Source organism: Catenulispora sp. GP43, from assembly GCF_041260665.1.
Taxonomy (GTDB): domain Bacteria; phylum Actinomycetota; class Actinomycetes; order Streptomycetales; family Catenulisporaceae; genus Catenulispora.
Genome location: NZ_JBGCCT010000025.1, coordinates 16573 through 41660, shown reverse-complemented (window position 1 = coordinate 41660; position 25088 = coordinate 16573). Strand labels below are relative to the sequence as shown.

The following is a 25088-nucleotide window of genomic DNA, read 5'->3' as shown; positions in this document are numbered from 1 at the left end:
ACTGGGCCCAGGTGCCAGCAACCAGACAATGGGCGGCGGAACGCCTGTGCGGGACGCTTGACTTATGCGTAACACTAAAACAACATCAGGGTTCTCATGGCAATGGCCTCAAGAGTAAAGACTAAGTATGGATCTAGTGGGTGTGACCGGTGCCAATCGCGGTGTGCGGTGCCCGAGCTGCTCCGTAACCATCTGATCAGTTCTCGAAAAAACATGAGCTGGACGTAGCAAAGAGTTGCGGAACTCCCCGGACACCTGGACGTCGGCGTCATCGTGCGCTACAACACCTCCGATGTCTTCGCCGTGACGGCGTCCTCACACGCCGCATCCAGGGAGCGCTCGTGTCCAGTCTCAAAGCCCGTCCCCGTCTGTCCGTCGCCGTGGCCGCCGTGCTCGTCGCCACCCCGGCCTTCCTCACCGGCGGCCTGGCCCCGCCGGCGGCCGCGGCTGCCGCCACCACCGCCTGGCAGAACGGCGCGTTCCAGCTGGACGCCGGCGGGGTCGTCTCGCGCTCCGACGTCGTCCTGGGGCAGCCCAACACCGCCAACACCCAGTCCCTGCCGCTGGGCAACGGCTCGCTCGGCGTCGCCGAATGGGCCGCCAACGGGTTCACCGCACAGCTCAACCGCAGCGACACCATGCCGAACCGGCTCTCGCCGGGGCAGCTGAACATCCCCGGGCTCACCGCGATGACCTCCGCCTCGAACTTCACGGGCTCGCTGGACCTGTACAACGGGGTGCTCACCGAGTCCGGCGGCGGGATGACGCTCAAGGCGTGGGTGCCCGCGGGCAAGGACGAACTCGTCGTCGATGTGACCGGGGCCAACCCGGCGTCGCAGCAGACTGCGACGCTGAGCCTGTGGAGCGGGCGCTCGCCGGCCACGGCCGCCTCGGGAACCGTCGCCAGCCTGGCGCAGACGTGGGTGGACGACTCGCAGACCGGCAGCTCCGGGCAGACCTTCGGGGCGATGGCCGCGGTCACCGCCGCAGGGCAGGGCGTCACGGCGTCCGTGGTGAAGTCCACGCAGGTCCAGGTCGGCTTCAAGCCCAACGCGGACGGGTCGTTCCGGGTCGTCGTCGCCTCGCCGCAGTGGACCGGCGGTGATCCGACGGGCACCGCGAACAGCGTCATCGGCGGCGACACCACGGCGAGCACGTCCTCGCTGCTCGGCACGCAGGCGTCGTGGTGGAACAACTACTGGCACAACAGCGGCCTGATCGAGATGAACTCCTCCGACGGCACCGCGCAGTACATGGAGAACCTGCGCACGCTCTACCTCTACTTCGAGGCCGCGACGATGCACGCCGGCACGTACCCCGGCAGCCAGGCCGGCGTCGCGGACCTGTTCAACTTCAGCCAGGACAAACAGGACTGGTACCCGGCCGGGTACTGGCTGTGGAACCTGCGCGGGCAGCTCGCCGCGAACATCAGCTCCGGCAACTTCGCGCTCAACACGCCGATCTTCGACATGTATCTCAACGATCTGCCGAACATCGAGTCCTGGACGAGCGCGCAGATGGGCGGCAAGGCCGGTGCCTGCGTACCGGAGACCATGCGCTTCAACGGCAACGGCTTCTACAACGGCGGCACCAACACGCAGAACGCCTCCTGCGCGCAGGCCTCCAGTCCCAGCTACAACGCGCTGACGCTGACCAGCGGCGCGGAGATCGCGCTGTGGGTGTGGCAGCAGTACCAGGACACCGGGAATGTCAGCTTCCTGCAGAAGTACTACCCGATCCTGAAGCAGACCGCGACGTTCCTGCTGGCCGACCAGAGCGTCGGCTCGGACAACTTCCTGCACGCCACGGCGAACGCGCACGAGACGCAGTGGGCGGTCACCGATCCGACCACCGATCTGGCCGCGAGCCAGGCGCTGTTCAGCGCGACCGTGAAGGCCGCGACGCAGCTGAACTCCGACCCGTCCCTGGTCTCGCAGCTGAACACGGCGCTCGGGCAGATCGAGCCGTACGCGCGGACCGACTCGGGTCTTACGTCGCTGCTGAACCCGCAGCCGACGTCGGCGTCCGCGACGGCGAACATCGATGCCGAGGGCACTGACGTGATCGCCGACTCCTACCAGCCGTCGGCGAAGCTGGAGAACGGCGAGAACATCGGGCTGGAGCCGGTGTGGCCCTACGGCCTGATCGGTGACAACACCGTGGTCAACGGCGACAACCTGACCGCCCTGGCGCAGCGGACGTACAACGACCGGCCGAACAAGACCAACCCGGACTGGAATTTCGACGCCGTCCAGGCCGCGCGCCTGGGCCTGGGCAGCGAGGTCGCCGCCGACCTGAACACCGTCACCCAGAACTACCAGGCCTACATCAGCGGCATGGCGAACCTGTTCAATGGCAACACCGGCGACGAGCCCTACATCGAGCAGTCCTCCACTGTCGCCACCGCCCTGGACGAGGCGCTGGCCCAGGACTACGACGGGACGCTGCGCTTCGCCCCTGCGTGGCCGGCCGGCTGGGACGGCTCGGGCACCGTGGCGATCCAGGGCGGCAGCAAGGTCGACGTGCAGGTCGAGGGCGGGACGCTGGCCACCGCGGCGATCGAGGCCGGCAGCACGCAGACCCTGACCGTGCGCAACCCGTGGCCCGGCAAGCAGGCCGAGGTGGTCAACGGCTCGACCGGCGCGGTGGTGGTGGCCGCCACCACCAACGGGACGCTGAGCGTGCCGGTGTCGGCCGGCTCGACCTACCTGGTCGAGCAGCCCTCGGCGCCGACCACCTCGCTGCCCTACGCGCAGGTCACCGGTTCCAAGGCGACAGCCGCCAAGCACCTGGGCAAGGTGCAGATCGGGCTCGACCCGGCGGTCTCGTTCCCGAACCTGGCCGCCTCGTTCAACAACGTCGGCATCACCGCGGACAGCAACACCGCGCCGGGCAGCTTCGACGGCGGCGGCGCCAGCTTCTCCGAGACCGCGCTGACCAACGCGCACGCCGCTCCCGGCGCCTCGGTCGCGTCGTCGGGGGTCACGTTCACCTTCCCGAACGTGGCCGCGGGCAGCAACGACAACACGGTGGCCGAGGGGCAGACCGTCAGCCTGTCCGGGTCCGGCACGCTCGGATTCCTGGTGTCGGCCAGCTACGGTCCGGCGACCGGTTCCGGCACCGTCACCTACACCGATGGCAGTACCCAGAGTTACAGCCTGACGGTGCCGGACTGGTTCTCCACGACGCCGCCGAGCGGGGGAGCGCTGGCGGTGAGTTCGGCGTACCAGAACCGGCAGGGGAACACGACGTACAGCGGGTCCGGGAACATCTTCTCCGTGCCGGTGACGCTGACCGCCGGCAAGTCGGTGGCCTCGGTGACGCTTCCCGGCGGTGGGGTGCTGACGTCCGGGACCCCGGCGATCCACGTGTTCGCGCTGGCGACTTCCGGGGCGGGCAGCGGTGGTTCGGCGATCAGCCTGCGGGCTCATGCCAACGGGGACATCGTGACGGCTGACAACGCGGGAGCTTCGGCGCTGATCGCGAATCGAACGTCTGTGGGGACGTGGGAGACGTTCGACCTCATCAACAACCCCGACGGCAGCGTGAGCTTCCGGGCGCACGCCAACGGCGACATCGTGACGGCTGACAACGCCGGGGCCTCACCGCTGATCGCCAACCGCACGGCCATCGGGCCCTGGGAGGAGTTCGATCTCATCAACAACCCCGACGGCAGTGTCAGTTTCCGGGCTCATGCCGACGGCGACATCGTGACGGCTGACAATGCCGGGGCCTCGCCGCTGATCGCGAACCGCACGGCGGTCGGGCCTTGGGAATCCTTCGATCTCATCCACGACTGAGGGGGATCGATGAGAATCCGAGTCGCTTCGGCCGTCGTGGCCCTCGTGACAGCTTTGGCGGCCGCTGCGATGCCTGCCGTGACAGCCTCGGCCGCCTCATCCGCTCCGGCCGCGACCGGATCGTGGACCGGTAGCTGGGCGGTGTCCCCGCAAAGCGGCGGCGCTTCCTTCAACCAGCAGACGCTGCGGCAGATCGTGCGCACCAGCATCGGTGGGACGTCGGCGCGGTTGCAGATCTCGAACGTGTTCGGCGGGCAGCCGTTGGCGATCGCCGACGTGCACATCGCGGTGCGCTCGTCCGGGTCGTCGATCGTCTCCGGGACCGACCGGGTGGTCACGTTCGCGGGCCAGAGCTCGACGAGCGTCCCGTCCGGCGCCGTGGCGGTCAGCGATCCGATCGCGTTCTCGGTGCCGGCGCTGTCGGACGTCGCGGTCAGCGTCTATCTGCCGGCCGGGACCGGGCCTTCGACCTACCACCAGCAGGGGACGGCGACCAACTACATCGCGGCCGGCGATGTCAGCGGGAGCGCAGGCCTTTCCAATCCGCAGACCACCGGGAGCTACTACTTCCTGACCAACCTCGACGTGCAGAACGCCACGTCGCAGGGTGCTGTGGTGACGCTCGGGGCGTCGATCACCGACGGGGTCGCGTCCTCGGCGGACTCGAATCGGCGCTGGCCGAACGACCTGGCGGTGCGGCTGGCCCAGACCGGGCATCAGATCGGGGTGCTGAACCAGGGGATCAGCGGCAACCGGCTGCTGGTCGACGGGGCCGGGCAGAGCGCGCTCAACCGGTTCGCGCGGGACGTGCTGGGGCAGCCCGGGGTGCAGTGGGTCATCTTCTCCGACGATCCCATCAACGATCTGGGTTCGACCAGTCCGCCGCCGTCCTCCGACCAGCTCATCGCCGGTGCTCAGCAGTTGGCCTCGCTGGCGCACCAGCACGGGGTGAAGTTCCTGTGCTCGACGTTGACCCCGTATCAGGGTGCGGCGTACTGGACGCAGCAGGGGGAGACGGCGCGGGAAGCGTTCAACGCCTGGGTGCGCAGTTCGGGGAACGGGTGCGACGGGGTGATCGACCAGGATGCCGCGACGCATGACCCGGCCAACCCGAGCATGTACCTCCCGGCGTACGACAGCGGCGACCACCTGCACCCGAACGAGGCCGGGCTGCAGGCGATCGCGAACGCGGTGAACCTGGCGTTGTTCGGTGCTCCGGCGGCCACCCCGGTCGTCAGCTTCCGGGCGCATGCCAACGGCATGATCGTGACGGCGGACAACGCGGGGGCCGCGCCGCTCATCGCGAACCGGACGGCGGTGGGGCCGTGGGAGTCGTTCGACCTGATCAGCAATCCCGACGGCAGCGTCAGTCTCCGGGCGCACGCGAACGGCGACATCGTGACCGCGGACAACGCCGGGGCCTCGCCGCTGATCGCCAATCGGACGGCGATCGGCCCCTGGGAGGAGTTCGATCTCCTCGGCGACGTCGGCGGGGGTGTGAGCCTGCGGGCGCATGCCGACGGCGACATCGTGACGGCGGAGAACGCGGGCGCTTCGGCGCTGATCGCGAACCGGACGGCGATCGGGGGTTGGGAGACGTTCGATCTGATTCAGGACTGAAGCGGGCGCCGGTTCGCGGGCTGAGCTATCGTCGGTGCCGACCGAATCCTACTGAGCGGTAGCTCAGCCCGCACAGCCCCCAGGAGCGCCGATGCACCCGTTCCGCGCAGCGGTGGAAGCCCGCGACACGGCCGCGATCGAGGCGATGCTCGCCGAGAACGTCGTGTTCACGAGCCCCGTCGCCTTCAAGCCGTACCCGGGCAAGGCCATCACCGCGGCGATCCTGCGCGGCGTGCTCCGGGTCTTCGAGGATTTCCAGTACGTGCGCGAGATCGCCGGCGCCGACGGCCGGGACCACGCGCTGGTGTTCACCGCCACCGTGAACGGCAAGCAGGTCAACGGCTGCGACTTCCTGCACTTCGACGAGGACGGCCGCATCGACGACTTCATGGTCATGGTCCGGCCGCTGTCCGGCGCGCAGGCGCTCGCTGAGGCGATGGGTGCGCAGTTCGAGCAGATCAGCGCGGAGGCGATGGGCGGCTGAGGCCGGCTTTCAGAGCTTCGTGGTCATCGGCGCCTCCCGGCGGCTTCGGCTTCCGGGCCTTCCGGGAGGCGTTATCGATCCGTGATCCGAGCCCTGACAACGGGGGTCGATCATGCACGTCTTTCCGAGTGAGAGTGCGGAACAGCACTAACCAACGGGAAGGCACTGATATGCGTATGGGACACATCATTTCGGCCACCACCGCGACCGTGGCGCTCGTCGCCGGTCTGGCGGGCTGTTCCAGCAGCGGGTCGAAGGCGGCATCGCAGCCGGGTGCGCCGGCCACGACCGCGACGAGTGCGCAGGCTGCCAACCCGACGACGACTGCCGCGACCGCGACGGGTACGACGGGCGCAACGGGCTCGACGGACGGGCAGACGATCGCAGCGGTGCTGGCGGCATTCGGCCCCGGCCCGATCACCGGCGCGCACCAGCCGACGGCCGACGCGGCGTGGGTGGCGCGGGTCCAGAAGAACAAGACCCCGGCTCCACAGGCGAGCGACCCGAAGATGCTGAACCTCATGGCGCTCGTCGACGAGGCCGCCCGGGAGAAGGACACGAACTCGCTCGACCGGCTGTGCTCAGATGTCTGCGACCCGAAGGTCCAGGCCCCGTTGTGGCAGAAGCCCGGTGTCCTGGACGGGCTGACGCTGCTGATCGAGCAGGGTCCGCTGTGGGGCGAAGGGGCGGCGCTCCCCGACTTCCTGGCGGCTAAGTCCGCCACATCGTTCACCAACGCCCCGGACTCCGCGTTCGGTAAGGCGGCGGGCGTCGACTCACCGGCCGCGTACTTCAAGAAGTACCCCTACTGGACCGCGTTCCAGAACGGCAGCGGCGGTGCGAACCTGCAGGTGGAGTGGGCCGGGATCAGCGCACAGGCGCTTGGCGGCTGACGCGGGCTTTCAGTGCCTCGTGGTTTCGGCGCCTCCTGGTGGCTTGTGGCTTCGGCTGCCGGGAGGCGCCTTTTTCGCTGTCCTGGCTCCGGCTCAGGCGCCTTCGAGGATCTGCGGCACGAAGCTTCGACGATCGCCGAAGCATCCGGCGTCTAGCCTGAGCGTCATGGAACCGAGTCAGGCTGTGTGCCGCACGGTACGAGGCGATGTCGACCCCGGGGCGCTCGGCCGCGTCCTGTCCCACGAGCACCTGCTCTCGCTGCTCGTGGGGCCGGGGGCGCTGGGCCGGGACGCCGACGCCGCCGAATTCGACGACGCGCAGGTCGAAGCCGCCGTCACAGCCCTGAGCGGCCTGCGCGAGCTGGGATTCGGGACGGTCGTCGACCTGAGCCCGTACGGCGACGTGGGCCGCGACGCGCACGGCGCCAGCGTCGCGCTCCTGCCGCGCATCGCCGAGGCCGCCGGGCTCCACATCGTCTCGGGCACGGCCACCTACCGCGAGGAGTTCAGCCCCGAGTGGGTCAAGCAGACCGGCATCGACGAGCTCGTCCGGCGCTTCGTCGCCGACGCCACCACCGGCATCGGCACCGGCACCGGCATCGGCGGCAGCGGGGTGCGGGCCGGCATCCTCGGCGAGCAGCCGACCAGCGAGGGCCGCATCACCGAGCACGAGGAGCGCGGCCTGCGCGCGGCGGCCCGCGCGCACCACCTGACCGGCCTGGCGATCAGCACCCACACGACCCACGGCACCATGGCCCTGGAGCAGATCGACCTCCTGGAGGACGAACGCGTCCCCCTGGACCGCGTGGTCATCGGGCACATGGACAACCATCCCGACCTCGACTACGTCCGCCGCGTCCTGGACCGCGGGGTCACCGTGGGCTTCGACTCCATCGGCAAGCAGCTCTGGGACGTCCGGCGTCCGCCGCTGCCCGATCAGCATCCTGACGGCCCCTACACCAAGGCGGCGATCAAGCAGTCCGACCGCACCCGGGCCCACCGCCTGGCCGCGCTCGTCGCCGAGGGGTACGCCGACCAGATCGTGCTGTCCCAGGACCTGACCGGCGGCCAGATGTGGCTCAACCCCGCGACCCACGGCCGGCACGGCTACAGCTACCTCGGGCGCGTGTTCCTTCGGCAGCTCGAGGAGTCCGGGGTCGGCGGCGAGGCCGTCGACAGGATGCTGATCGCCAATCCCGCGCGGTTGTTGTCCGTCCCCGCTCGGTGAGCCGCACTGCGCCACCCATACAGACCTACGAGGCCCATACAGAACTACGGCCTGACACAGACCTACGAGGCGCTCCCTCCGCCGAGTCCTCGGCGGGTGTCGAGGATCCCGCGCTCCAGACGTGGCCGCCCGGCGCATCGCCGATGCCCGCGCCGCGGCCTGGGTGCCACCTCCCGTACCGCCGCGTCGGGCCCGACTTCCTCTCGCGTCCCGTAGGCAATTCCTATCTTTCGCCGTATCGGGCGTTCCGGCAATTCGTTCCGGCAATTCTCAGCCGTTTTCTTAGTCGTCGATCAGCGGGGTATGCGGGCCGGAGCCGAGTAGAGAGGCGTGAGACATGGAATCCGGCGTCGTGGTCGGCTACGACCAGAACCCGCCCGGTGAGCGGGCGCTCGACGAGGCGGCCGCCGAGGCCGCCCGGCGCGAGGTCCCGCTCACCGTCGTCCACGCGCAGAACACCGCGCGCCACGTCGCCGAGGACGGCGCCGGCCGCGTCCGCCGCCGTCATCCCGGCCTGCGGGTGCGGGCGCGGACGGTCGCCGGTCCGGCCCCGGCCGTGCTGGCCGAGGAGGCGTCCGGGGCGGACCTGCTGGTCCTGGGCCATCGCGGCGGCCTGCGTTCCCGCTCGGTGGCGCTGCGCACGGTGGCCCGGGCCGCCTGCCCGGCCCTGGTCGTGCGCGGTCCGGAGCACCGGACCCGGGGGACGGTGCTGGCTGCCGTGAACGCCGGGGCCGAGGCCTCCGAGCTGCTCGGCGTCGCCTTCGCCGAGGCCGCCTCGCGGGGAGCCAGGCTGAAGGCCGTCAGCGCGATGGAGAGCCACTGGACGCGGATGTTCGCCCGCGACGCCGGCCCGGCGGCGCGGGCGGAGGAGGCGCTGGAGCGGCTGCTGGGGCCCTGGCCGGACCGGTACCCGGACGTCGAGACCGACCACGAGCTCATCGAGGGCTCGCCGGCGACGTTCCTCACGGGTGCGACGACCTACGCCGACCTCATAGTCGTCGGGGTCCGCAAGCGTGCGGGGCGCGGCGCGCGGGTCGGCCCGATCGCCGAGACGCTGCTGATGCACTCCGATTGCCCGGTCGTGGTCGTCCCGCACAGCTGAGGCGGACGCGGGCGGCGTAATCTTCTCTTGATCCGTCCGCAGCACTCAGGGATGTCGTCCATTGAACTTCTGGTCCATCTACCAGCACGGGTTCGCGCGCGTCGCCGCCTGCACGGGCCACACGGTCATCGCCGACCCGCGGGCCAACGCCCAGGCGGTCCTGCGTCTGGCGCGCCGTTGCTCCGACGAGGGGGTCGCGGTCGCGGTCTTCCCGGAGCTGTGCCTGACCGGCTATTCGATCGAGGACCTGCTGTTGCAGGACCCGGTGCTCGACGAGGTCGAGGCGGCGGTGGCCGAGCTCGCCGCGGCCTCGGCCGAGCTGCTGCCGGTGCTCGTGTTCGGCGCGCCGCTGCGCCACCGGCACCGGATCTACAACTGCGCGGTGGTCGTGCACCGCGGCCGGATCCTGGGCATCGTGCCGAAGTCCTACCCGCCGAACTACCGCGAGTTCTACGAGCGGCGGCAGATCGCCTCCGGCGAGGACGAGCGCGGCGGGAGCATCCGGGTCGCCGGCCAGGCCGTGCCGTTCGGCGTGGACCTGCTCTTCGACGCCGAGGACGTGCCGGGGCTGGTGCTGCACGCCGAGATCTGCGAGGACATGTGGGTCCCGGTCCCGCCGAGTGCGCAGGCCGCGCTGGCCGGGGCCACGGTGCTGGTGAACCTCTCGGGCAGCCCGATCACCGTGGGCCGCGCCGAGGATCGCAAACTGCTGTGCCGCTCGGCGTCCGCGCGCTGCCTGGCCGCCTACGTCTACGCCGCCGCCGGGCTCGGCGAGTCGAGCACGGACCTGTCGTGGGACGGCCAGACCATGATCTACGAGAACGGCACGCTGCTGGCCGAGTCCGAGCGCTTCCCGCTCGGGGACTCGCTGGCCGTCGCCGACGTGGACCTGGACCTGCTGCGGCAGGAGCGGGCGCGGATGGGGACGTTCGACGACAACCGCCGCGCCAACGCCGGGACCACCGGCGGCTTCCGGCAGGTCGAGTTCCTGCTCGACCCGCCGGGCACCGACCTGGGGCTGCGCCGCGAGGTCGAGCGGTTCCCGTTCGTGCCCTCGGACCCCGACCGGCTGGCGCTGGACTGCTACGAGGCCTACAACATCCAGGTCTCGGCCCTGCAGCAGCGCCTGGCCTCCATCGGCGGCCCCAAGGTGGTGATCGGCGTCTCCGGCGGCCTGGACTCCACGCACGCGCTGATCGTCGCCGCCCGGGCCATGGACCGCGCCGGCCGCCCGCGCACCGACATCCTGGCCTACACCATGCCCGGCTTCGCCACCGGCGAGCACACCAAGGGCAACGCCCACAAGCTGATGAGCTCCCTGGGCGTCACCGCCGCAGAGCTCGACATCACCGACACCGCGCGGCTGATGCTCAAGGAGATGGGACACCCCTTCGCCTCGGGCGAGCCGGTGTACGACGTCACCTTCGAGAACGTCCAGGCCGGTCTGCGCACCGACTACCTGTTCCGGCTGGCGAACCAGCGCGGCGGCATCGTGCTCGGCACCGGCGACCTGTCGGAGCTGGCGCTGGGCTGGTGCACCTACGGCGTCGGCGACCAGATGAGCCACTACAACGTGAACTCCGGCGTCCCCAAGACCCTGATCCAGCACCTGATCCGCTGGGTGGTCGGCAGCGGCCAGTTCGACGAGCAGACCGGCGAGACGCTGATGGCGATCCTGGACACCGAGATCAGCCCCGAGCTGGTGCCCGGCGAGGAACTGCAGTCCACCGAGGACAAGATCGGCCCCTACGCGCTGCACGACTTCACGCTCTACCACGTGCTGCGCCACGGCTTCCGCCCCTCGAAGACCGCCTTCCTGGCCTGGCACGCCTGGCACGACGCCGAAACCGGGGACTGGCCCCCGAACTTCCCGCCGGCCAAGCGCGTCGCCTACGACCTGGACCAGATCCGCCACTGGCTCGAATACTTCCTCCGCCGCTACTTCGCCTTCGCCCAGTTCAAGCGCTCGGCCATGCCGAACGGCCCGAAGGTGCTGGCCGGCGGCTCGCTGTCGCCGCGCGGCGACTGGCGCGCGCCGTCGGACGGCACGGCGGACGCCTGGCTGCGGGATCTGGCGCGGATCGGCGAGCCGGGGGAGCCCGGCGGGCGGTGACCGGAGGGCGGTGACCGGCGGGCGGTGACTGGCCCGGATCGCCGGGCCGGTCGGGTGAGGTGAGGGGTCACGAGGGCGAGTCGTGACGAGCCGGCGGTGCGGCCGGACCCGGCTCCGGGAGTTTGCGACAGGAGAGGGCGAGTATCAGATCGTGCCGGACGAACGCGACGCCGGAACGGCGGCCCGCGGCCTCGGCGAGGAGCGCCTCGCTGCCGTCGATGCCGTCGATGCCGGTGACGCGGGCACCGGCCTGCTGGAGCGGGTCCGCCAGCCATCTGTGGCCGCAGCCGAGATCGAGGACGTCCAGGCCGCGGACGTCGCCGAGCCGGTCCCCTCCTGGCTCCTCACTCGGTGAGCTCCTTGCGGAAGATCACGACCTCGGGGCTGAAACCCATACGGTGCTCATAGAACGCCATCGACAAGGGATTGTTGCTCTCGGTCTCCAGCAGGACCACTTCCGCGCCGTGGGAGCGTCCCCACTCTTCCGCGGCCTGCATCAACGCGGTTCCGACCCCGCCGCGCCGGTGTGTGGCCAGGATGCCGAGGGCGTCGATGTGCAGGCGCCGGCGGGAGAAGTCGCGTTGTACCTGCCGTTCGGCGCTTTCGATCGGTTCGAGCAGCGACGCCGCGATGGCGCCGACCACGGTGCCGTCGACCTCTGCGATCAGCCCCAGCATGTCCTCCCGGCCGCCGTATTCGGCGTGGCCTTCCTCGAACCATTCGGCCAGTCCCTCCTCGGCCGGCACACGGAAGGTGTGAGGGTTGAGCTCGGCGAAGAATTCGCCCACGTCGCGCCAGACGGCAGCGTGGGCCGCACCATCGCCGGGGCGGGTCTTCCTGATCACGATGTCAGCCATCTGATCAGACTGCCATGGCGCCGCACCACTGCGGTGGTGCGACGCCATCGGCCGAGGTGAAGGGCAGCAGCACCCTGTTTCAGTGCCGCGCCCTGTTCAGTTGGTGCGGTCAGTGCAGCGCCATCACCGGGTCGCCGTTGGCGTCCAGGCCGGTCCCGGCGATCGTGCAGCTCCCGCTGCGCACCGCGCCGTTGTTGTACGCCTGGCGCACGCAGCTGCGCAGCGCCAGCTGGCCCCAGTAGTTCGGGTGCAGCGACTCCTGGATGTAGTACGGGCTGCTGCCGATGGTGCTGACGGTGCGGATCTGGTTGACCCACTCGGTCTTGTCCACCGCGCCGGGGTTGGTCCAGGAGTTCAGGCCCTCTTCCTCCAGCAGGCCGACGGTGTTCTCGCACAGGCGGCGGCCGTTGAAGGCCGAGGAGATGTCGAGCTGCTTGACGTTGCCCAGCCCGCTCTGCGCGACCGCGTTGGACACCGCGCCGGAGATGGTCGGCAGCGCGGTGCCGTCGGCCCAGTTGGCGTCGGTGTTCCAGAAGCCGCAGCCGCCGGTGGACTGGCGCGTGTAGCCGGACTGCGAGTAGCGGAAGCCCGAGGCGTTCGGGATCGGCGAGGGGTAGTTCTGCACCAGGATCGTGTAGTCGCCGTCGGCGTAGCCGTCGTTGGCCATGGCCTGGTGCACGTTGCGCAGCGCCTGCGCGATGTGCGAGGTCACGGTGGCGACGTTGGACGCCGAGAAGTTGCCCGTCACCGAGGAGTCCTGGCTGCAGTACGACGGCCACCACGACGGCGTGGTCAGGAAGTCCTCGACGCAGGTGGTCACGATCGAGGAGAAGTTGAAGTCGTTGCCGCCGATCGACACCGCGACCATCGTGACCTTGTGCGTGGCGGCGAAGTTCTGCAGCATCAGGGCCTGGCCCTGGTTGCTGCCGGAGTTGTAGAAGTCCAGCCCCGGCTTGAAGTTGCCGCTGTCGGTGTACGTCGCGGTCTCCGCGCCGCTGCACGCCAGGTTCAGCCCGTTCACGCCGCCGCCGATGTAGATCTCGGCGGACTGCGAGCGGTGGCAGCGCGGGATGGTCTCGGCGGTGTGGCCGGCGTTGTCGTAGTACGCCGTCGGACCGAGCGCGTCGATCTCCGAGCTGTCGTTGTCGGTGTTGCCGGCCCATCGTCCGGCCTCGCCGGAGATGTAGCTGTCGCCGACGGAGACGACCCACGGCGACCCGCCCGGCGTGGCCGCGTGCGCCCCGCCGGCGCCGACCACGGTGGTGGTGGCGGCCAGGACCGGGACCAGGACCGTGCCCATAATCAGAGCACGAAGACGAGTACGCGCCCGATGAAGCCTGCTCATGCTGTGACCTCTCAAGAACCCGACAGGTGGTTGTTCCTTGCCGGGACCGATCGGCCGCGTCGCGTCCCTCGTTCCGTGAAAATGGCAGACCGCTCACGCCGTGGCAAGAGGGTGGGGCGAGATTGTTACCGTCGAGTATCGGACGGGGGTGATCGTTTCTAGAATGTGGCCATGGGCGCACCCGGGCGGCAGGTGGTGATCGTCGTCTTCGACGGCGTGAAGATGCTCGACGTCGCAGGCCCCGCCGAAGTGTTCGCCACGGCCGATCGCGCCGGTGCCCGGTACACCCTGAGCTACGTCTCGGCCTCCGGCGAGGCGGTCAGTACCTCGGTGGGAATGCGGATGCCCGTCGACGGCCGAGCCGCCGACGTCACCGCGCCGGACACGGTCGTGGTCGCCGGCGGCGACAACCTCGTGACCGCACCGATCCCGGCCGACCTGATCGAGGCGGTGCGCGGCCTGTTCCCGCGTGCGGACCGCGTGGTGTCGATCTGCACCGGCTCCTTCGTCCTGGCCGCCGCCGGGCTGCTCGACGGCCGGCGCGCCACCACGCACTGGCAGCACGCGGACCTGTTGGCGCGCGCCTACCCGAAGGTCCGGGTGGAGCCGGACGCGCTGTTCGTCCAGGACGGCCAGCTGTTCACCTCGGCCGGGGTCTCCGCCGGTATCGATCTGAGCCTGGCGCTGGTGGAGCGCGACCACGGGGCCGATCTGGCCCGCGGCGTGGCCCGCGATCTGGTCGTGTACATGCAGCGGACCGGTGGGCAATCGCAGTTCTCCGCGCCGCTGCGGGTCCGGCCGGCGCGCACGGTCGCGCTGCGCGACCTCGTCGACCTGATCGCCGCCGAGCCGGCGCTGGACCACAGCGCGGCGGCGCTGTCCGCCCGGCTGGGGGTCAGCACCCGGCAGCTCACGCGCCTGTTCACGGCCGAGCTCGGCACCACCCCCGCGCGGTTCGTCGAGCAGGTCCGCATCGATCACGCCAAGTCGCTGCTGGACGGCGGACACGGCGTGGAGGGGAGTGCGCGGGAGTCCGGATTCGGCAGCGCGGAGACCATGCGGCGCACGTTCGTGGCCCGGCTGGGCATCAGCCCCGCGGGCTACCGGCGGCGGTTCCGCAGCACGCGCGACGCGGAAGGCTGACCCGGATGCCGGATGCCGGGTGCCGGGTGCCGGGTGCCGGGTGCCGGGTGCCGCGTGCCGGATGCCGGTCGCCGGTCGCCGGGTACCGGGCGCCGGGCGTCAGCCGTTGGTCGCAGCAGGCCGCCGCACCGCCTCGACCTCCCGCAGCAGCGCCGCGGCCGCCGCTCCGTGCGGGTCGGCGGTCACCGCCACGGTCTGCCAGCGCGGGACGTCGCCGGCCAAGGGCAGGAAGCGGACGCGGTCGGTCTTCGCCGTGAAGGACTGCGGGACCAGCGCCACGCCGAGGCCGTAGGAGACCAGGTCCAGCAGCGAGTGCACGTCCGAGGCCTCCAGCGCGACCCGGCGTTCGACCCCCGCTTCGGCCAGGACCCGGTCGGCCAGGTCGCGGGTGCCCCAGTCCCGGGTGAAGTCGACGAAGCGCTCCTCGGCCAGGTCCTGGAGCTTGACCTGTTCGCAGTCGGCGAAGCGGTGCTCCGGCGGGCAGGCCAGGACCAGCGGTTCGTCGTCGAGGGCGGTGAGGATGACCTCCTCGGGCGGGTGCCGGGGCCGGGAGACGAAGGCGATGTCCAGGCGGCCGCCGCGGACCAGGTCGGTCAGGTGGCTCGAGCCGCCGTGGCGCAGGCTCACCTCCAGTCCCGGGTGGGCCCGGACGAACCCGGCCAGCAGCGCCGGGACGTGGATCGCGTGCAGGCACTGCAATGAGCCGATCGCCAGGGTGCCGCGCAACAGGCCGCGCACGGCGGAGACCGCGTCCTTCGCCGCGGTGCTGGCCGCCAGCGTCCGCCGCGCCTCCACCAGCAGCGCCAACCCCTCCGGCGTCAGCCGCACCTGGCGCGTGCTGCGCAGGAACAGCGGCGCGCCCAGCTCGCGCTCCAGCGACTGGATCGACGCCGACAGGCCGGACTGGGCGATGTGCAGCCGCTTGGCGGCGCGGGTGAAATGGCACTCCTCGGCGACCGTCACGAAGTGCTCGAGTTGGCGCAGTTCCACGTCGGGCCCCATTCATCGGCGGCGGTGCTCAATGACATCGGGAACTCGTGTTGGACACGGTGAATTCCCGGCGGGAAGGCTTGGGCCGAAGCAGATTGCACGACGCGGAGAGGAACACCCATGCACACGCGCCGCATCGGCGAGACCACCGTGAGCGCCATCGGACTCGGCGGCATGCCGATGTCCATCGAGGGCCGCCCGGACGAGCAGCGTTCCATCGCCACCATCCACGCCGCCCTGGAAGCCGGCGTCACCCTCATCGACACCGCGGACGCCTACCACACCTTCGCCGACGAGGTCGGCCACAACGAGAGCCTCATCGCGCGCGCCCTGGCCTCCTACGGCGGCGACACCTCGGACGTGCTGGTGGCGACCAAGGGCGGCCATCTGCGGCCGGGCGACGGCACCTGGACCGTCGACGGCTCGCCGAAGCACCTGAAGCAGGCCTGCGAGGCCTCGCTGAAGCGGCTCGGCGTCGAGGCCGTCGGCCTGTATCAGTTCCATCGCCCCGACCCGAAGGTCCCTTACGAGGACTCGATCGGCGCCCTGCGCGACCTGCTGGACGAGGGCAAGATCCGGCAGGCGGGCATCTCCAACGCGAGCACCAAGCAGATCCACCAGGCCAACGAGATCCTGGGCGGCCGGCTGGCGAGTGTGCAGAACCAGTTCTCGCCGCGCTTCCGCACCAGCGAGCCCGAACTGGAGCTGTGCGCGGTGCTGGGCCTGGCCTTCCTGCCCTGGAGCCCGCTCGGCGGCATCTCGCACGCCGGCGACCTCGGCTCGCGCTTCGGGGCGTTCGCCGAGGTCGGGGCGGCGCACGGGGTGAGCCCGCAGCAGGTGTGCCTGGCCTGGATGCTGGCCAAGGCCCCTGTGGTGATCCCGATCCCGGGCTCCTCGCGGCCGGAGACGATCCGCGACTCGGTCGCGGCGGCGGACCTGGTGCTCTCGGCGGAGGAGTTCGGGAGGCTGGACGCGGCATGAGCACCCCGGTCACCTTCGGCATCGTCGGCGGCGGCTGGCGCGCGGACTTCTTCGCGCGCCTGGCCGCCCTGCTTCCCGAGCGGCTGACGCTGGTGGGCGCCGCGGTCCGGCGGGCGGCCAGTGTCGAGGAGGTAGGGCGCCGCTGGGGCGTGCCGGTGTACCTGTCGCCGGCCGACCTCATCGCGAAGCAGCACCCTGACTTCATCGTGGTCTCCGTGTCGTGGCCCGCCACGCCGGAGATCACCGCCGCGGTCGTGGGCAGTGGCGTCCCGGTCCTGGCCGAGACGCCGCCCGCGCCGGACGCCGCCGGGCTGCGGGCGCTGTGGGCCGAAGTCGGCGGCCGGGGCCTGGTCCAGGTGGCCGAGCAGTACCTGCTGATGCCGGGGCACGCCGCGCGGCGCGAACTGGTGCGGCGCGGCGTGATCGGCCGGCCGTCCTCCGTCCAGGTCTCCTCGACGCACGGATACCACGCGGTCTCGATGATCAGGGGCCTGCTGGACGCCGGGTCCGGGCCGGTCCGGGTCAGCGCCTCCACCTTCACCGCGCCGCTGCTCGATCCGTTGACCCGGGACGGCTGGACCGACGACGCCACGCCCAAGGACGTCACCACCACGCTGGCCACGCTCGACTTCGGCGACGGCCGCTCGGGGCTGTACGACTTCACCGACAACCAGTGGCACAACCGCCTGCGGCTGCGCCGGATCCTGATCCGCGGCAGCCTGGGCGAGATCGCCGACGACACCGTCGTCCGCTGGGGCGGCCCGCGCACGGTGCTGCGCTCGTCCCTGGTGCGCTCGCAACTCGGGCACGATCTCAACCTGGACGGCCACGACACCGAGCACCTGTCCTTCGACGGACAGGTCGTCTGGCGCAACCCGTTCACCGGGCTGCGGCTGATGGACGAGGAGATCGCGATCGCGGCCCTGCTGACCGCGACCGCGGACTGGGTGCGCGACCGGGGCCCGGCGCCGTATCCGCTGGCCGAGGCCTGCCAGGACCATCTGGTCTCGCTGGCCATCGACCGGGCGGCGGCCTCCGGGGAGCCGGTCCGGACCGAGGTCGAGCCCTGGGGCGGGTGATCCGTTCCGTTTGCCGGATTTCCTCCGATACCCAAGGCTGGGACTCACGGCCCGGTTCGCGAGGAGAGGACGACGATGGCAGGCGCGCAGCCCAACCCGACGACCACCGACGCGGGGATCCCGGTCGCCAGCGACGAGCATTCGCTGACGGCCGGCCCGGACGGTCCCATCCTGCTGCACGATCACTACCTGATCGAGCAGATGGCGAACTTCAACCGCGAACGCGTCCCCGAACGGCAGCCGCACGCCAAGGGCGGCGGCGCGTTCGGCCACTTCGTGGTCACCGGCGACGTCAGCGCCTACACCAAGGCCGTGGTGTTCCAGCCGGGTACCACCACCGACATGGTGGCGCGGTTCTCCACCGTCGCCGGCGAGCACGGCAGCCCGGACACCTGGCGCGACCCCCGCGGGTTCGCGCTGAAGTTCTACACCGCCGACGGCATCTACGACATGGTCGGGAACAACACCCCGGTGTTCTTCATGCGCGACCCGTTGAAGTTCCAGCACTTCATCCGCTCGCAGAAGCGCCGCGCCGACAACAACCTGCGCGACCACGACATGCAGTGGGACTTCTGGACGCTGTCCCCGGAGTCGGCGCACCAGGTCACCTGGCTGATGGGGGACCGCGGCATCCCGCGCAGCTGGCGGCACATGAACGGATATTCGAGCCACACCTACATGTGGATCAGCGCGTCCGGCGAGAAGTCCTGGGTCAAGTACCACTTCATCACCGATCAGGGCGTGGAGTTCCTGACCCAGCACGACGCCAACGCGCTGGCCGGCTCGGACAGCGACTACCACCTGCGCGACCTGTGGACCGCCATCGAACGCGGCGAGCACCCGTCCTGGACGCTGAAGGTGCAGGTCATGCCGTACGCGGAAGCCCCCGGCTACCGCTTCAACCCCTTCGACCTGACGAAGGTGTGGCCGCACGGCGACTACCCGCTCATCGAGGTCGGCCGGATGACCCTGGACCGCAACCCCAACGACTACCACTCGCAGATCGAGCAGCTGGCGGTCGAGCCCAGCAACCTGATCCCCGGCGTCGGGCCGAGCCCGGACAAGATGCTGCTGGGCCGCATGTTCTCCTACGCCGACGCCCACCGCGCCCGCATCGGCGTCAACTACAGCCAGCTGCCGGTCAACGCCCCCATCACCCCGCCGCACAACTACAACACGGCCGGCCGGATGCGGTACCACTACGCGAGCGACCCGGTGTACGCGCCGAACTCCAAGGGCGGCCCGCAGGCCGACCCCGACCGCTCCGCCGAACCCGCGGGCTGGCCGGTGGACGGCGAGATGGTGCGCGCCGCCGCCACGCTGCACGCCGAGGACGACGACTGGGGCCAGGCCGGGACGCTGGTCCGGGAGGTCTTGGACGACGCCGCGCGCGACCGCCTCGTCGACAACGTGGTCGGGCATCTGCTGGACGGCGTGAGCGATCCGGTCCTCGAACGCGCTTACGAGTACTGGCGGAACATCGACGCGGAGATCGGGCGGCGGATCGAGGAAGGCGTTCGCACCAAGCAGAAGTGACCGGCTGCCGCCGCTACCGCCATCTGGTCCGGTAGGAACTCGGGGTCTGGCCGAGGTGGGTGACGAAGTGGTGCCGCAGTGAGTCCGGGCTGCCCAGGCCGCAGTGTTCGGCGACGCGGTCCATGGTCAGGTCCGTGGTCTCCAACAGCTGCCGGGCCCGGTCGATGCGCTGACGCAGCAGCCATTGCAGAGGGCTGAGACCGGTCTCGGCGTGGAAGCGGCGGGTCAGGGTCCGTTCGCTGACTTTGGCGTGCGCGGCGAGGTCGGCCAGGGCGAGCGGGGCGCTCAGCCGCTCGTGGGCCCAGGCCCTCGTGGCGGCCAGGGACCGGTCCGGGCGCGGTTTCGCGGGCGCGGCGGCCGCGGTCGGCTGCGGGTGATCGGCGGACCGGGCCGGGCCCGCCACGACCAGGTCGCCCGCCGCCACAGCCGCCGCGGCACCGTGGTCGGAGCGGATCAGGTGCAGGCACAGCTCGATGACGGCGGCCGCTCCGGCCGAGGTGAGCACCGGGCCGTCCTCGACGTACAGGGCCCTGTGCTCGACCGTGATCCGCGGGTGGTCCTCGGCGAGCCGGTCGAGCAGGTGCCAGTGCGTGGTGGCACGCCGGCCGTCGAGCAGACCGGCGCGCGCCAGGACGAACACCCCGGTGCAGCAGCCGACGATGCGCTTTCCCGCCGCGGCCGCCGTACGCAGCGCGCCGGCCACGCGGTCGTCGATGCCCGGCCGGGCGCCCCCGCCGATGACGAACACCGTGTCCGCCCGTCCGACGTGCTCAAGCCCTTCGCGGATCGCGAGCTCCGGCCCCGCGACGGTCTCGACCAGCCCGGGATCCGGCGTGGTCACGCGCAGGTCGTAGGCGCCCTGTCCGGCGTCGCCCAATATAGCCTGGGCCACCGACAGGTCGTGGGCCATGACCGGCGGCACCACCAAGAACACCACACGGTGCGAGGGCGACGCGGGATGCAAGGGATTGGTCATGGCCGGATCCTCCGGGTACGTGGCCGCCAGAGCACTGCCGTGCCCTGATGCCCGGCGCGCACAGTGAGAGCAGCGCCCGCACGCGTTCGCGTGTTCCCTCGGGCCAGGCCCATCACGAATTCCCGGAGTACAGCCATGTCCTTCCACGTCATCGTCGGCGCCGGCGGCACCGCACTGGCCACCGCCCGCCTGCTCGCCGACCGGGGTGAGCGCGTGCGGCTGGTCAGCCGCCGCGGCACCTCGGCCGATCACGAACTGGTCGAGCCGGTCGTCCTGGACGCGAACGACACCGAGGCGCTCGCCGACCTCTGCCAGGGTGCTGAGACGGTGTTCAACTGCGCGGCGGCCCTGTACCACCTCTGGCCGGAGGTCCTCGCGCCGTTGTTCCGGTCGGTCCTCGCCGCCGCGGAGCGCAGCGGCGCGGACTACGTGATGCTGGGCAACCTCTACGGCTACGGACCCGTGGACGGCCCGGTCACCGAGGACCTGCCGCTGCTGGCCACCGGCCGCAAGGGCCGTACCAGAGCCCTGATGTGGCAGGAGGCCCTGGAGGCGCACACCGCCGGACGCGTGCGCGTGACCGAGGTGCGGGCCGGCCAGTTCCTCGGCGCCGGCGCGTTCTCCTCGTTCACCTTCACCGTCGAGCCCCGGGTACTCGCCGGCCAGCTCGCCCTGACCCCCGCCGCGCTGGATCTGGCCACCGGCTTCACCGCGATCGAGGACGCGGCGCGCGCCCTGGTCACCCTGGCCGGCGACGAACGCGCCCTGGGCCGCGCCTGGCACGCCCCGGTCACCAACGCCACGGTGCGGGAGGTGGCCACGCTGCTGGCCGAGCTGGCCGGAGCGCCCGCGCCGCGGCTTGAGACGCTGACCGATCACGACATCGCGCTGTTGTCGTTGACCTCGCCGCTGTGGGCCGAGTTCGAGGAGCAAGCGCACATGTCGCACGCCGAGTTCGTGGTGGACTCCGGCCGCATCGAGGCGGAGTTCGGACTCAAGGCGACGCCGCTGGAGGAGGTGCTGCGGCCGGTCGTCGCCGGGCGGTGATCGGCGTGACCCGGTGGCGAACGTTCAAGGGCCTTCCGGGCCGGCCGGCGTGGACCGACCAGCCCGGGCGTCCCTCGAACGGAAACGGTCGCCGGCGATCAGGTGTGTGCGAACCCTGAGCTGGCGTCGTGCGCAGGCGTGGTGGTGGTCAGGCGGGCCACGGCCCGGCCCAGGGCGGCCAGCAGCGACTCGGCCAGATCGCGGCTGAAGCCCTCGCGGACCACGATGCGCAGGACCGCGATGTCCTCGGCGTTCGGCGGCATGGTGTAGGCCGGCACCTGCCAGCCGTCGCGCCGGAGTTCGTCGGAGACGTGGAAGACGGTGAACCGGCTGGGGTCGGCGAGCTTGAACGCCAGGACCGGGATGTCGGTGCCGTCGCTGATCACCTCGAAGGCGTCCAGGCGCGCGATGCCGTCGGCCAGGAAGCGCGCGGTGTCCCGCAGGCCCTCCATGACCTTGGTGTAGCCGTCCCGGCCGAGCCGGATGAAGTTGTAGTACTGGCCCACGATCTGGTTGCCGGGGCGGGAGAAGTTGAGGGTGAAGGTCGGCATGTCGCCGCCCAGGTAGTTGACGTGGAAGATCAGGTCCTGGGGCAGGTCCTCGGCCGAGCGCCAGACCACGAACCCGATGCCGGGGTAGGTCAGCCCGTACTTGTGGCCGGAGACGTTGATCGACTTCACCTGCGGCAGCCGGAAGTCCCACTCCAGGCTCGGGTGCAGGAACGGCGCGACGAAACCGCCCGACGCGGCGTCCACGTGGATCGCGATGTCGGTGCCGTGCTCGGCGTTGTAGGCCACGACCTTGTCGTGGATGTCCTTGATCGGCTCGAACTCGCCGGTGTGCGTGGTGCCCAGGATCGGCACCACGCCGATGGTGTTCTCGTCCACGTACGTCATGGTCTCGTCGGCGTCGACGGTGAACCGGTCGTGCGCCACCGGCACGTAGCGCGGCTCGACGTCCCAGTACCGGCAGAACTTCTCCCACACGACCTGCACGGTGGAGCCCATCACCAGGTTCGGCCGGTCCGTGCCGAGCCCCGCGGCCTCCCGCCGCTGGCGCCACTTCCACTTCATCGCCAGCCCGCCGAGCATGACCGCCTCGGAGGACCCGATGGTCGACACGCCGATCGCGTCGCCGGTCGAGGGCGCGTGGAAGAGGTTCGCGACGATGTTGACGCAGCGCCGCTCGATCTCGGCGGTCTGCGGGTACTCGTCCTTGTCGATCATGTTCTTGTCGAACGTCTCGGCCATGAGCTTCTCGGCCTCGGGATCCATCCACGTCGTCACGAACGTGGCCATGTTCAGCCGCGAGCTCCCGTCCAGCAGCAGCTCGTCGTGGATCATCCGGTAGACGGCCTGTGGCGAGGTCTCCTGGTCGGGCAGTTTGTTCTTCGGGACGTTCACACATCCCAGGCGTTTGGTGTAGGCCGGGTCTATCACCGCGTCGTTGTCGTCGTGTCGGTGGACCACGATCACTCCCTCGTCGGACGGCTCACTTCAGCCGCCCAGCATGGCACTGATCCAGCCCCCGGCGCTGGCGTACCGCGCGGCCGCTACGGCCGCAGCTCGCCACGCCGCAGCGCATCCCTGATGGCGTTGAGCCGGGCGGTGGCATCGGCCTCCGGTTCGCGCGGCTCGGCCGAGCGCCGCAGCGCCTCGTCGATCTCCTCGAGCTTCTCCGGCGTCAGAACCTTGGCCGGCCTGATGAGCGAGGCGGCCGTGACGGTGGTCAGCCAGGTGCAGAACACGAAGTCCGGGTGCGGCAGGACCAGCCGCAGCACCCCGTCGTGGGGCAGCCCCTCGACGGCGCCGATCGACACCTCGATGCCCAACCCGCTGATGTCGATGCCGGACGGCGCCACCACCTGCAGTGCCTCGAACCCGCAGACCGGGTCGCCGGAGAGCAGCACCACCGGCCGCGGCTCGTCCAGATCGGCCCACCACACTTCTCCGCGGCGCACGCGCTCCCCCTCGAGGACTCGGCTTTCCACCCTAACGGCGTCGGGGACGGAACGGGTCCGGGATTCTTGACGCCTGGTCCAATAGCAGCCATGCTTGCCCTGGGGTTACCGCCGGTAACACGACAGGCGAGGGGAGAGGGACATGGCGCGCAGGACGCTCGACCGTGAGCAGGTGGCGGCCAGGCTGCTGGACGCGTCCGCGAAGCACTCCTTCGACCCGGTGCACGAGGTCGACTGGGACCAGCCGCAGCCCTCCGACCTGTTCTACGCGGTGCCCGAGCACGTCTCGCTGTACGGCACGCCGCTGTGGGAGCGCATGACGCCCGAGCAGCGGATCGAGCTGAGCAAGCAGGAGATCGTCAACATCATGTCGATGGGGATCTGGTTCGAGACCATCCTCATGCGCATGCTGCTGAAGATGGCCTACGAGCGGCACCGGCCCGAATCCCGGCACGTGCAGTACGCGTACACCGAGGTCGGGGACGAGTGCCGGCACTCGCTGATGTTCATCCGGATGATCGAGACGGTCGGCGCGCGGCCGTACGGCCGGCCCGGGTACCTCAACACCCTGGGGCGGTACGTCCCGGTGCTGTTGCAGGGCGCGCCGATGTGGGTGGGCACGCTCATGGGCGAGGAGATCGTCGACGTGATGCAGCGCGAGATGATCCGGGACGAGCGGGTGCAGCCGCTGGTGCGGCAGGTGTCGAAGATCCACGTGATCGAGGAGACCCGGCACGTCAGCTACGCCCGCGAGGCGCTGGCCCGGCGGCTGCCACGCGCCGGGCGGCTGGAGCGCGAGCACGCGCGGCTGGTCGCCGCGGAGAGCGCGGTGATAGTCGGCGAGTTCATGGCGAACCCGGCCGTGTACCGGCGTGTCGGGATCGCCGACCCGGAGGCCGCGCGGCGCATGGCGAAGGGGAATCCGCACCACCTGGAGGTGAAGCGGCGGGCGGCGGCGAAGGTGGTGCCGTTCTTCGAGGAGCTCGGGCTGATGGGCGGTCCGACGTTGAAGCGGTGGCGCAGGTCCGGGTTCGTGGCCTGAGGGTGCCCGGCTGAATCGAGGTGCTCAGACCGGTGCCGGTGGTGAAGGATGCCGGGCATGGCAGATCTTGCTTCCGCGAATGCTTCGCCGGATCGCGCCGTGCTGGAGGCGTTCGGGCTGACGGGCAATCCGGTCGCGCTGCCCGGTGGTGAGGGCCGCAGTGTTCAGGTTGGCGATGCGGTGCTCAAGCCGGTCGATGACGTCGAGGAGGCCGAGTGGTGCGCGCGGGTGCTCGACAGTGTGGAGGGCGAGGGCTTTCGCGTGCCACGGCCCTTGCGAACCCGTGACGGCTCGTTCGTCGCATCGGGCTGGAGTGCCTTCGGCAGGATCGACGGTGTGAGCGAACCGGCTGCGGACTGGGCTGCTGTGGTGGCCGCCGGCCGAGCCTTCCACGAGGCGCTTCGCGCCGAGCCGTGTCCGTCGTTCCTTGGGCGGCGGGACCATCGCTGGGCCCTCGGCGACCGAGTGGCGTGGGGCGGAAGCCCGCGTCGAGCCGCTCGCCCGCGTCGCCGGCCTCTTGCGTGTCCTGTATTCGCTTCTTCGTCCTGTTCACGTGACCAATCAGGTGATCCACGGCGATCTCAGCGGCAACGTCCTGACCGCGTCCGGCCGTCTGCCGGCGGTCATCGACTTCTCGCCGTACTGGCGCCCGGCGGCCTATGCCGACGCGATCGTCGTGGTTGACGGGCTGCTGTGGTTCGGTGCCGGCCCGGACCAGTTGGCGCTGGCGAGCACGGGTGCGGACTTCCCCCAGATGCTGGTGCGGGCGTTGCTGTTCCGTCTCGTCGCGCTCAACGAAAAGGCAAGGTCTTTCGGCATGGAGTGTCTGGACGGCGAGCTGGAGCTGTTCGAGCCGGTCGTCGCCCTTGTGCGCGAACTGTAGTGCGCTCGC

General features: G+C 70.6%; 22 protein-coding genes. 15 read left to right on the top strand and 7 right to left on the bottom strand.

Features of this window, described 5'->3' with window-relative positions:
• Positions 1-341 precede the first annotated feature (341 nt).
• The 8 genes from ABH926_RS37905 to ABH926_RS37870 all read left to right on the top strand — a co-directional run bounded on the left by ABH926_RS37905 (position 342) and on the right by ABH926_RS37870 (position 11595).
• Positions 342-3800, top strand: a complete 3459-nt coding sequence (locus tag ABH926_RS37905; protein WP_370370792.1) for a hypothetical protein — start codon at positions 342-344, stop codon at positions 3798-3800.
• A gap of 78 nt (positions 3801-3878) precedes the next feature.
• Positions 3879-5420 (top strand): GDSL-type esterase/lipase family protein, encoded by a 1542-nt coding sequence (locus ABH926_RS37900; protein ID WP_370370791.1) that lies wholly within the window; start codon positions 3879-3881, stop codon positions 5418-5420.
• Between the two features lie 91 nt (positions 5421-5511).
• Complete coding sequence (locus ABH926_RS37895; RefSeq protein ID WP_370345096.1) at positions 5512-5904, top strand: nuclear transport factor 2 family protein; 393 nt, start codon at positions 5512-5514, stop codon at positions 5902-5904.
• Between the two features lie 176 nt (positions 5905-6080).
• Positions 6081-6797, top strand: a complete 717-nt coding sequence (locus ABH926_RS37890) for a hypothetical protein (RefSeq protein ID WP_370370790.1) — start codon at positions 6081-6083, stop codon at positions 6795-6797.
• 166 nt (positions 6798-6963) lie between these two features.
• A complete protein-coding gene (locus ABH926_RS37885; RefSeq protein ID WP_370370789.1) occupies positions 6964-8025 on the top strand; it encodes a phosphotriesterase in 1062 nt (353 codons plus the stop codon).
• 337 nt (positions 8026-8362) lie between these two features.
• Positions 8363-9127 carry a universal stress protein gene (locus ABH926_RS37880; protein WP_370370788.1) on the top strand — a complete coding sequence of 255 codons (765 nt, stop codon included), beginning with the start codon at positions 8363-8365 and terminating at the stop codon, positions 9125-9127.
• A 61-nt stretch (positions 9128-9188) separates the two neighbouring features.
• Positions 9189-11240, top strand: a complete 2052-nt coding sequence (locus ABH926_RS37875; RefSeq protein WP_370370787.1) for an NAD(+) synthase — start codon at positions 9189-9191, stop codon at positions 11238-11240.
• Between the two features lie 151 nt (positions 11241-11391).
• Entirely contained in the window at positions 11392-11595 is a 204-nt protein-coding gene (locus tag ABH926_RS37870) for a hypothetical protein (RefSeq protein WP_370370786.1), read from the top strand.
• Here ABH926_RS37870 and ABH926_RS37865 read toward each other — a convergent pair.
• Complete coding sequence (locus ABH926_RS37865; RefSeq protein ID WP_370370785.1) at positions 11585-12097, bottom strand: N-acetyltransferase family protein; 513 nt, start codon at positions 12095-12097, stop codon at positions 11585-11587. The two genes, ABH926_RS37870 and ABH926_RS37865, sit on opposite strands and share 11 nt — an antisense overlap.
• 109 nt (positions 12098-12206) lie before the next feature.
• Complete coding sequence (locus tag ABH926_RS37860; protein ID WP_370370784.1) at positions 12207-13397, bottom strand: hypothetical protein; 1191 nt, start codon at positions 13395-13397, stop codon at positions 12207-12209.
• 216 nt (positions 13398-13613) lie between these two features.
• Between ABH926_RS37860 and ABH926_RS37855 the strand changes: the two genes are divergently transcribed.
• Positions 13614-14585 (top strand): GlxA family transcriptional regulator, encoded by a 972-nt coding sequence (locus tag ABH926_RS37855; protein WP_370370783.1) that lies wholly within the window; start codon positions 13614-13616, stop codon positions 14583-14585.
• Positions 14586-14684: 99 nt separating this feature from the next.
• On the opposite strand, the gene ABH926_RS37850 is transcribed toward ABH926_RS37855, so the two are convergent.
• Positions 14685-15575 carry a LysR family transcriptional regulator gene (locus ABH926_RS37850; RefSeq protein ID WP_370370782.1) on the bottom strand — a complete coding sequence of 297 codons (891 nt, stop codon included), beginning with the start codon at positions 15573-15575 and terminating at the stop codon, positions 14685-14687.
• Between the two features lie 120 nt (positions 15576-15695).
• Here ABH926_RS37850 and ABH926_RS37845 point away from each other — a divergent pair, with 120 nt between their 5' ends.
• From ABH926_RS37845 to ABH926_RS37835, 3 genes are all read left to right on the top strand, one after another.
• Positions 15696-16556, top strand: a complete 861-nt coding sequence (locus tag ABH926_RS37845) for an aldo/keto reductase (protein ID WP_370370781.1) — start codon at positions 15696-15698, stop codon at positions 16554-16556.
• Positions 16553-17635 (top strand): Gfo/Idh/MocA family protein, encoded by a 1083-nt coding sequence (locus ABH926_RS37840; RefSeq protein WP_370370780.1) that lies wholly within the window; start codon positions 16553-16555, stop codon positions 17633-17635. Before ABH926_RS37845 ends, ABH926_RS37840 begins: the two co-directional genes overlap by 4 nt.
• Before the next feature lie 75 nt (positions 17636-17710).
• Positions 17711-19171 carry a catalase gene (locus ABH926_RS37835; RefSeq protein WP_370370779.1) on the top strand — a complete coding sequence of 487 codons (1461 nt, stop codon included), beginning with the start codon at positions 17711-17713 and terminating at the stop codon, positions 19169-19171.
• A 13-nt stretch (positions 19172-19184) separates the two neighbouring features.
• On the opposite strand, the gene ABH926_RS37830 is transcribed toward ABH926_RS37835, so the two are convergent.
• The gene (locus tag ABH926_RS37830; protein WP_370370778.1) at positions 19185-20147 is read right to left on the bottom strand and encodes a GlxA family transcriptional regulator; all 963 of its coding nucleotides are present in this window, start codon (positions 20145-20147) and stop codon (positions 19185-19187) included.
• Between the two features lie 135 nt (positions 20148-20282).
• Between ABH926_RS37830 and ABH926_RS37825 the strand changes: the two genes are divergently transcribed.
• Positions 20283-21194, top strand: coding sequence for an NAD(P)H-binding protein (locus tag ABH926_RS37825; protein ID WP_370370777.1), 912 nt, complete (start codon positions 20283-20285; stop codon positions 21192-21194).
• Positions 21195-21292: 98 nt separating this feature from the next.
• On the opposite strand, the gene ABH926_RS37820 is transcribed toward ABH926_RS37825, so the two are convergent.
• Both ABH926_RS37820 and ABH926_RS37815 read right to left on the bottom strand, forming a co-directional pair.
• Positions 21293-22666 (bottom strand): glutamate decarboxylase, encoded by a 1374-nt coding sequence (locus ABH926_RS37820; RefSeq protein WP_370370900.1) that lies wholly within the window; start codon positions 22664-22666, stop codon positions 21293-21295.
• 80 nt (positions 22667-22746) lie between these two features.
• Entirely contained in the window at positions 22747-23154 is a 408-nt protein-coding gene (locus ABH926_RS37815; RefSeq protein ID WP_370370776.1) for a type II toxin-antitoxin system PemK/MazF family toxin, read from the bottom strand.
• 142 nt (positions 23155-23296) lie between these two features.
• Between ABH926_RS37815 and ABH926_RS37810 the strand changes: the two genes are divergently transcribed.
• Positions 23297-24196 (top strand): diiron oxygenase, encoded by a 900-nt coding sequence (locus ABH926_RS37810; protein ID WP_370370775.1) that lies wholly within the window; start codon positions 23297-23299, stop codon positions 24194-24196.
• A gap of 24 nt (positions 24197-24220) precedes the next feature.
• On the opposite strand, the gene ABH926_RS37805 is transcribed toward ABH926_RS37810, so the two are convergent.
• The gene (locus ABH926_RS37805; RefSeq protein WP_370370774.1) at positions 24221-24640 is read right to left on the bottom strand and encodes a hypothetical protein; all 420 of its coding nucleotides are present in this window, start codon (positions 24638-24640) and stop codon (positions 24221-24223) included.
• 109 nt (positions 24641-24749) lie between these two features.
• Between ABH926_RS37805 and ABH926_RS37800 the strand changes: the two genes are divergently transcribed.
• Positions 24750-25079 (top strand): hypothetical protein, encoded by a 330-nt coding sequence (locus tag ABH926_RS37800; RefSeq protein ID WP_370370773.1) that lies wholly within the window; start codon positions 24750-24752, stop codon positions 25077-25079.
• The last annotated feature ends 9 nt before the right edge of the window (positions 25080-25088 follow it).

What these genes read in the sequence shown, in the direction of transcription:
- ABH926_RS37895 (WP_370345096.1), top strand. Translation starts at nt 5,512, where the DNA reads ATGCACCCGTTCCGCGCAGCGGTGGAAGCCCGCGACACGGCCGCGATC.
- ABH926_RS37890 (WP_370370790.1), top strand. Translation starts at nt 6,081, where the DNA reads ATGGGACACATCATTTCGGCCACCACCGCGACCGTGGCGCTCGTCGCC.
- ABH926_RS37885 (WP_370370789.1), top strand. Translation starts at nt 6,964, where the DNA reads ATGGAACCGAGTCAGGCTGTGTGCCGCACGGTACGAGGCGATGTCGAC.
- ABH926_RS37880 (WP_370370788.1), top strand. Translation starts at nt 8,363, where the DNA reads ATGGAATCCGGCGTCGTGGTCGGCTACGACCAGAACCCGCCCGGTGAG.
- ABH926_RS37865 (WP_370370785.1), bottom strand. Translation starts at nt 12,097, where the DNA reads ATGGCTGACATCGTGATCAGGAAGACCCGCCCCGGCGATGGTGCGGCC.
- ABH926_RS37860 (WP_370370784.1), bottom strand. Translation starts at nt 13,397, where the DNA reads ATGGGCACGGTCCTGGTCCCGGTCCTGGCCGCCACCACCACCGTGGTC.
- ABH926_RS37855 (WP_370370783.1), top strand. Translation starts at nt 13,614, where the DNA reads ATGGGCGCACCCGGGCGGCAGGTGGTGATCGTCGTCTTCGACGGCGTG.
- ABH926_RS37845 (WP_370370781.1), top strand. Translation starts at nt 15,696, where the DNA reads ATGCACACGCGCCGCATCGGCGAGACCACCGTGAGCGCCATCGGACTC.
- ABH926_RS37840 (WP_370370780.1), top strand. Translation starts at nt 16,553, where the DNA reads ATGAGCACCCCGGTCACCTTCGGCATCGTCGGCGGCGGCTGGCGCGCG.
- ABH926_RS37835 (WP_370370779.1), top strand. Translation starts at nt 17,711, where the DNA reads ATGGCAGGCGCGCAGCCCAACCCGACGACCACCGACGCGGGGATCCCG.
- ABH926_RS37830 (WP_370370778.1), bottom strand. Translation starts at nt 20,147, where the DNA reads ATGACCAATCCCTTGCATCCCGCGTCGCCCTCGCACCGTGTGGTGTTC.
- ABH926_RS37825 (WP_370370777.1), top strand. Translation starts at nt 20,283, where the DNA reads ATGTCCTTCCACGTCATCGTCGGCGCCGGCGGCACCGCACTGGCCACC.
- ABH926_RS37810 (WP_370370775.1), top strand. Translation starts at nt 23,297, where the DNA reads ATGGCGCGCAGGACGCTCGACCGTGAGCAGGTGGCGGCCAGGCTGCTG.
- ABH926_RS37805 (WP_370370774.1), bottom strand. Translation starts at nt 24,640, where the DNA reads ATGGTCCCGCCGCCCAAGGAACGACGGACACGGCTCGGCGCGAAGCGC.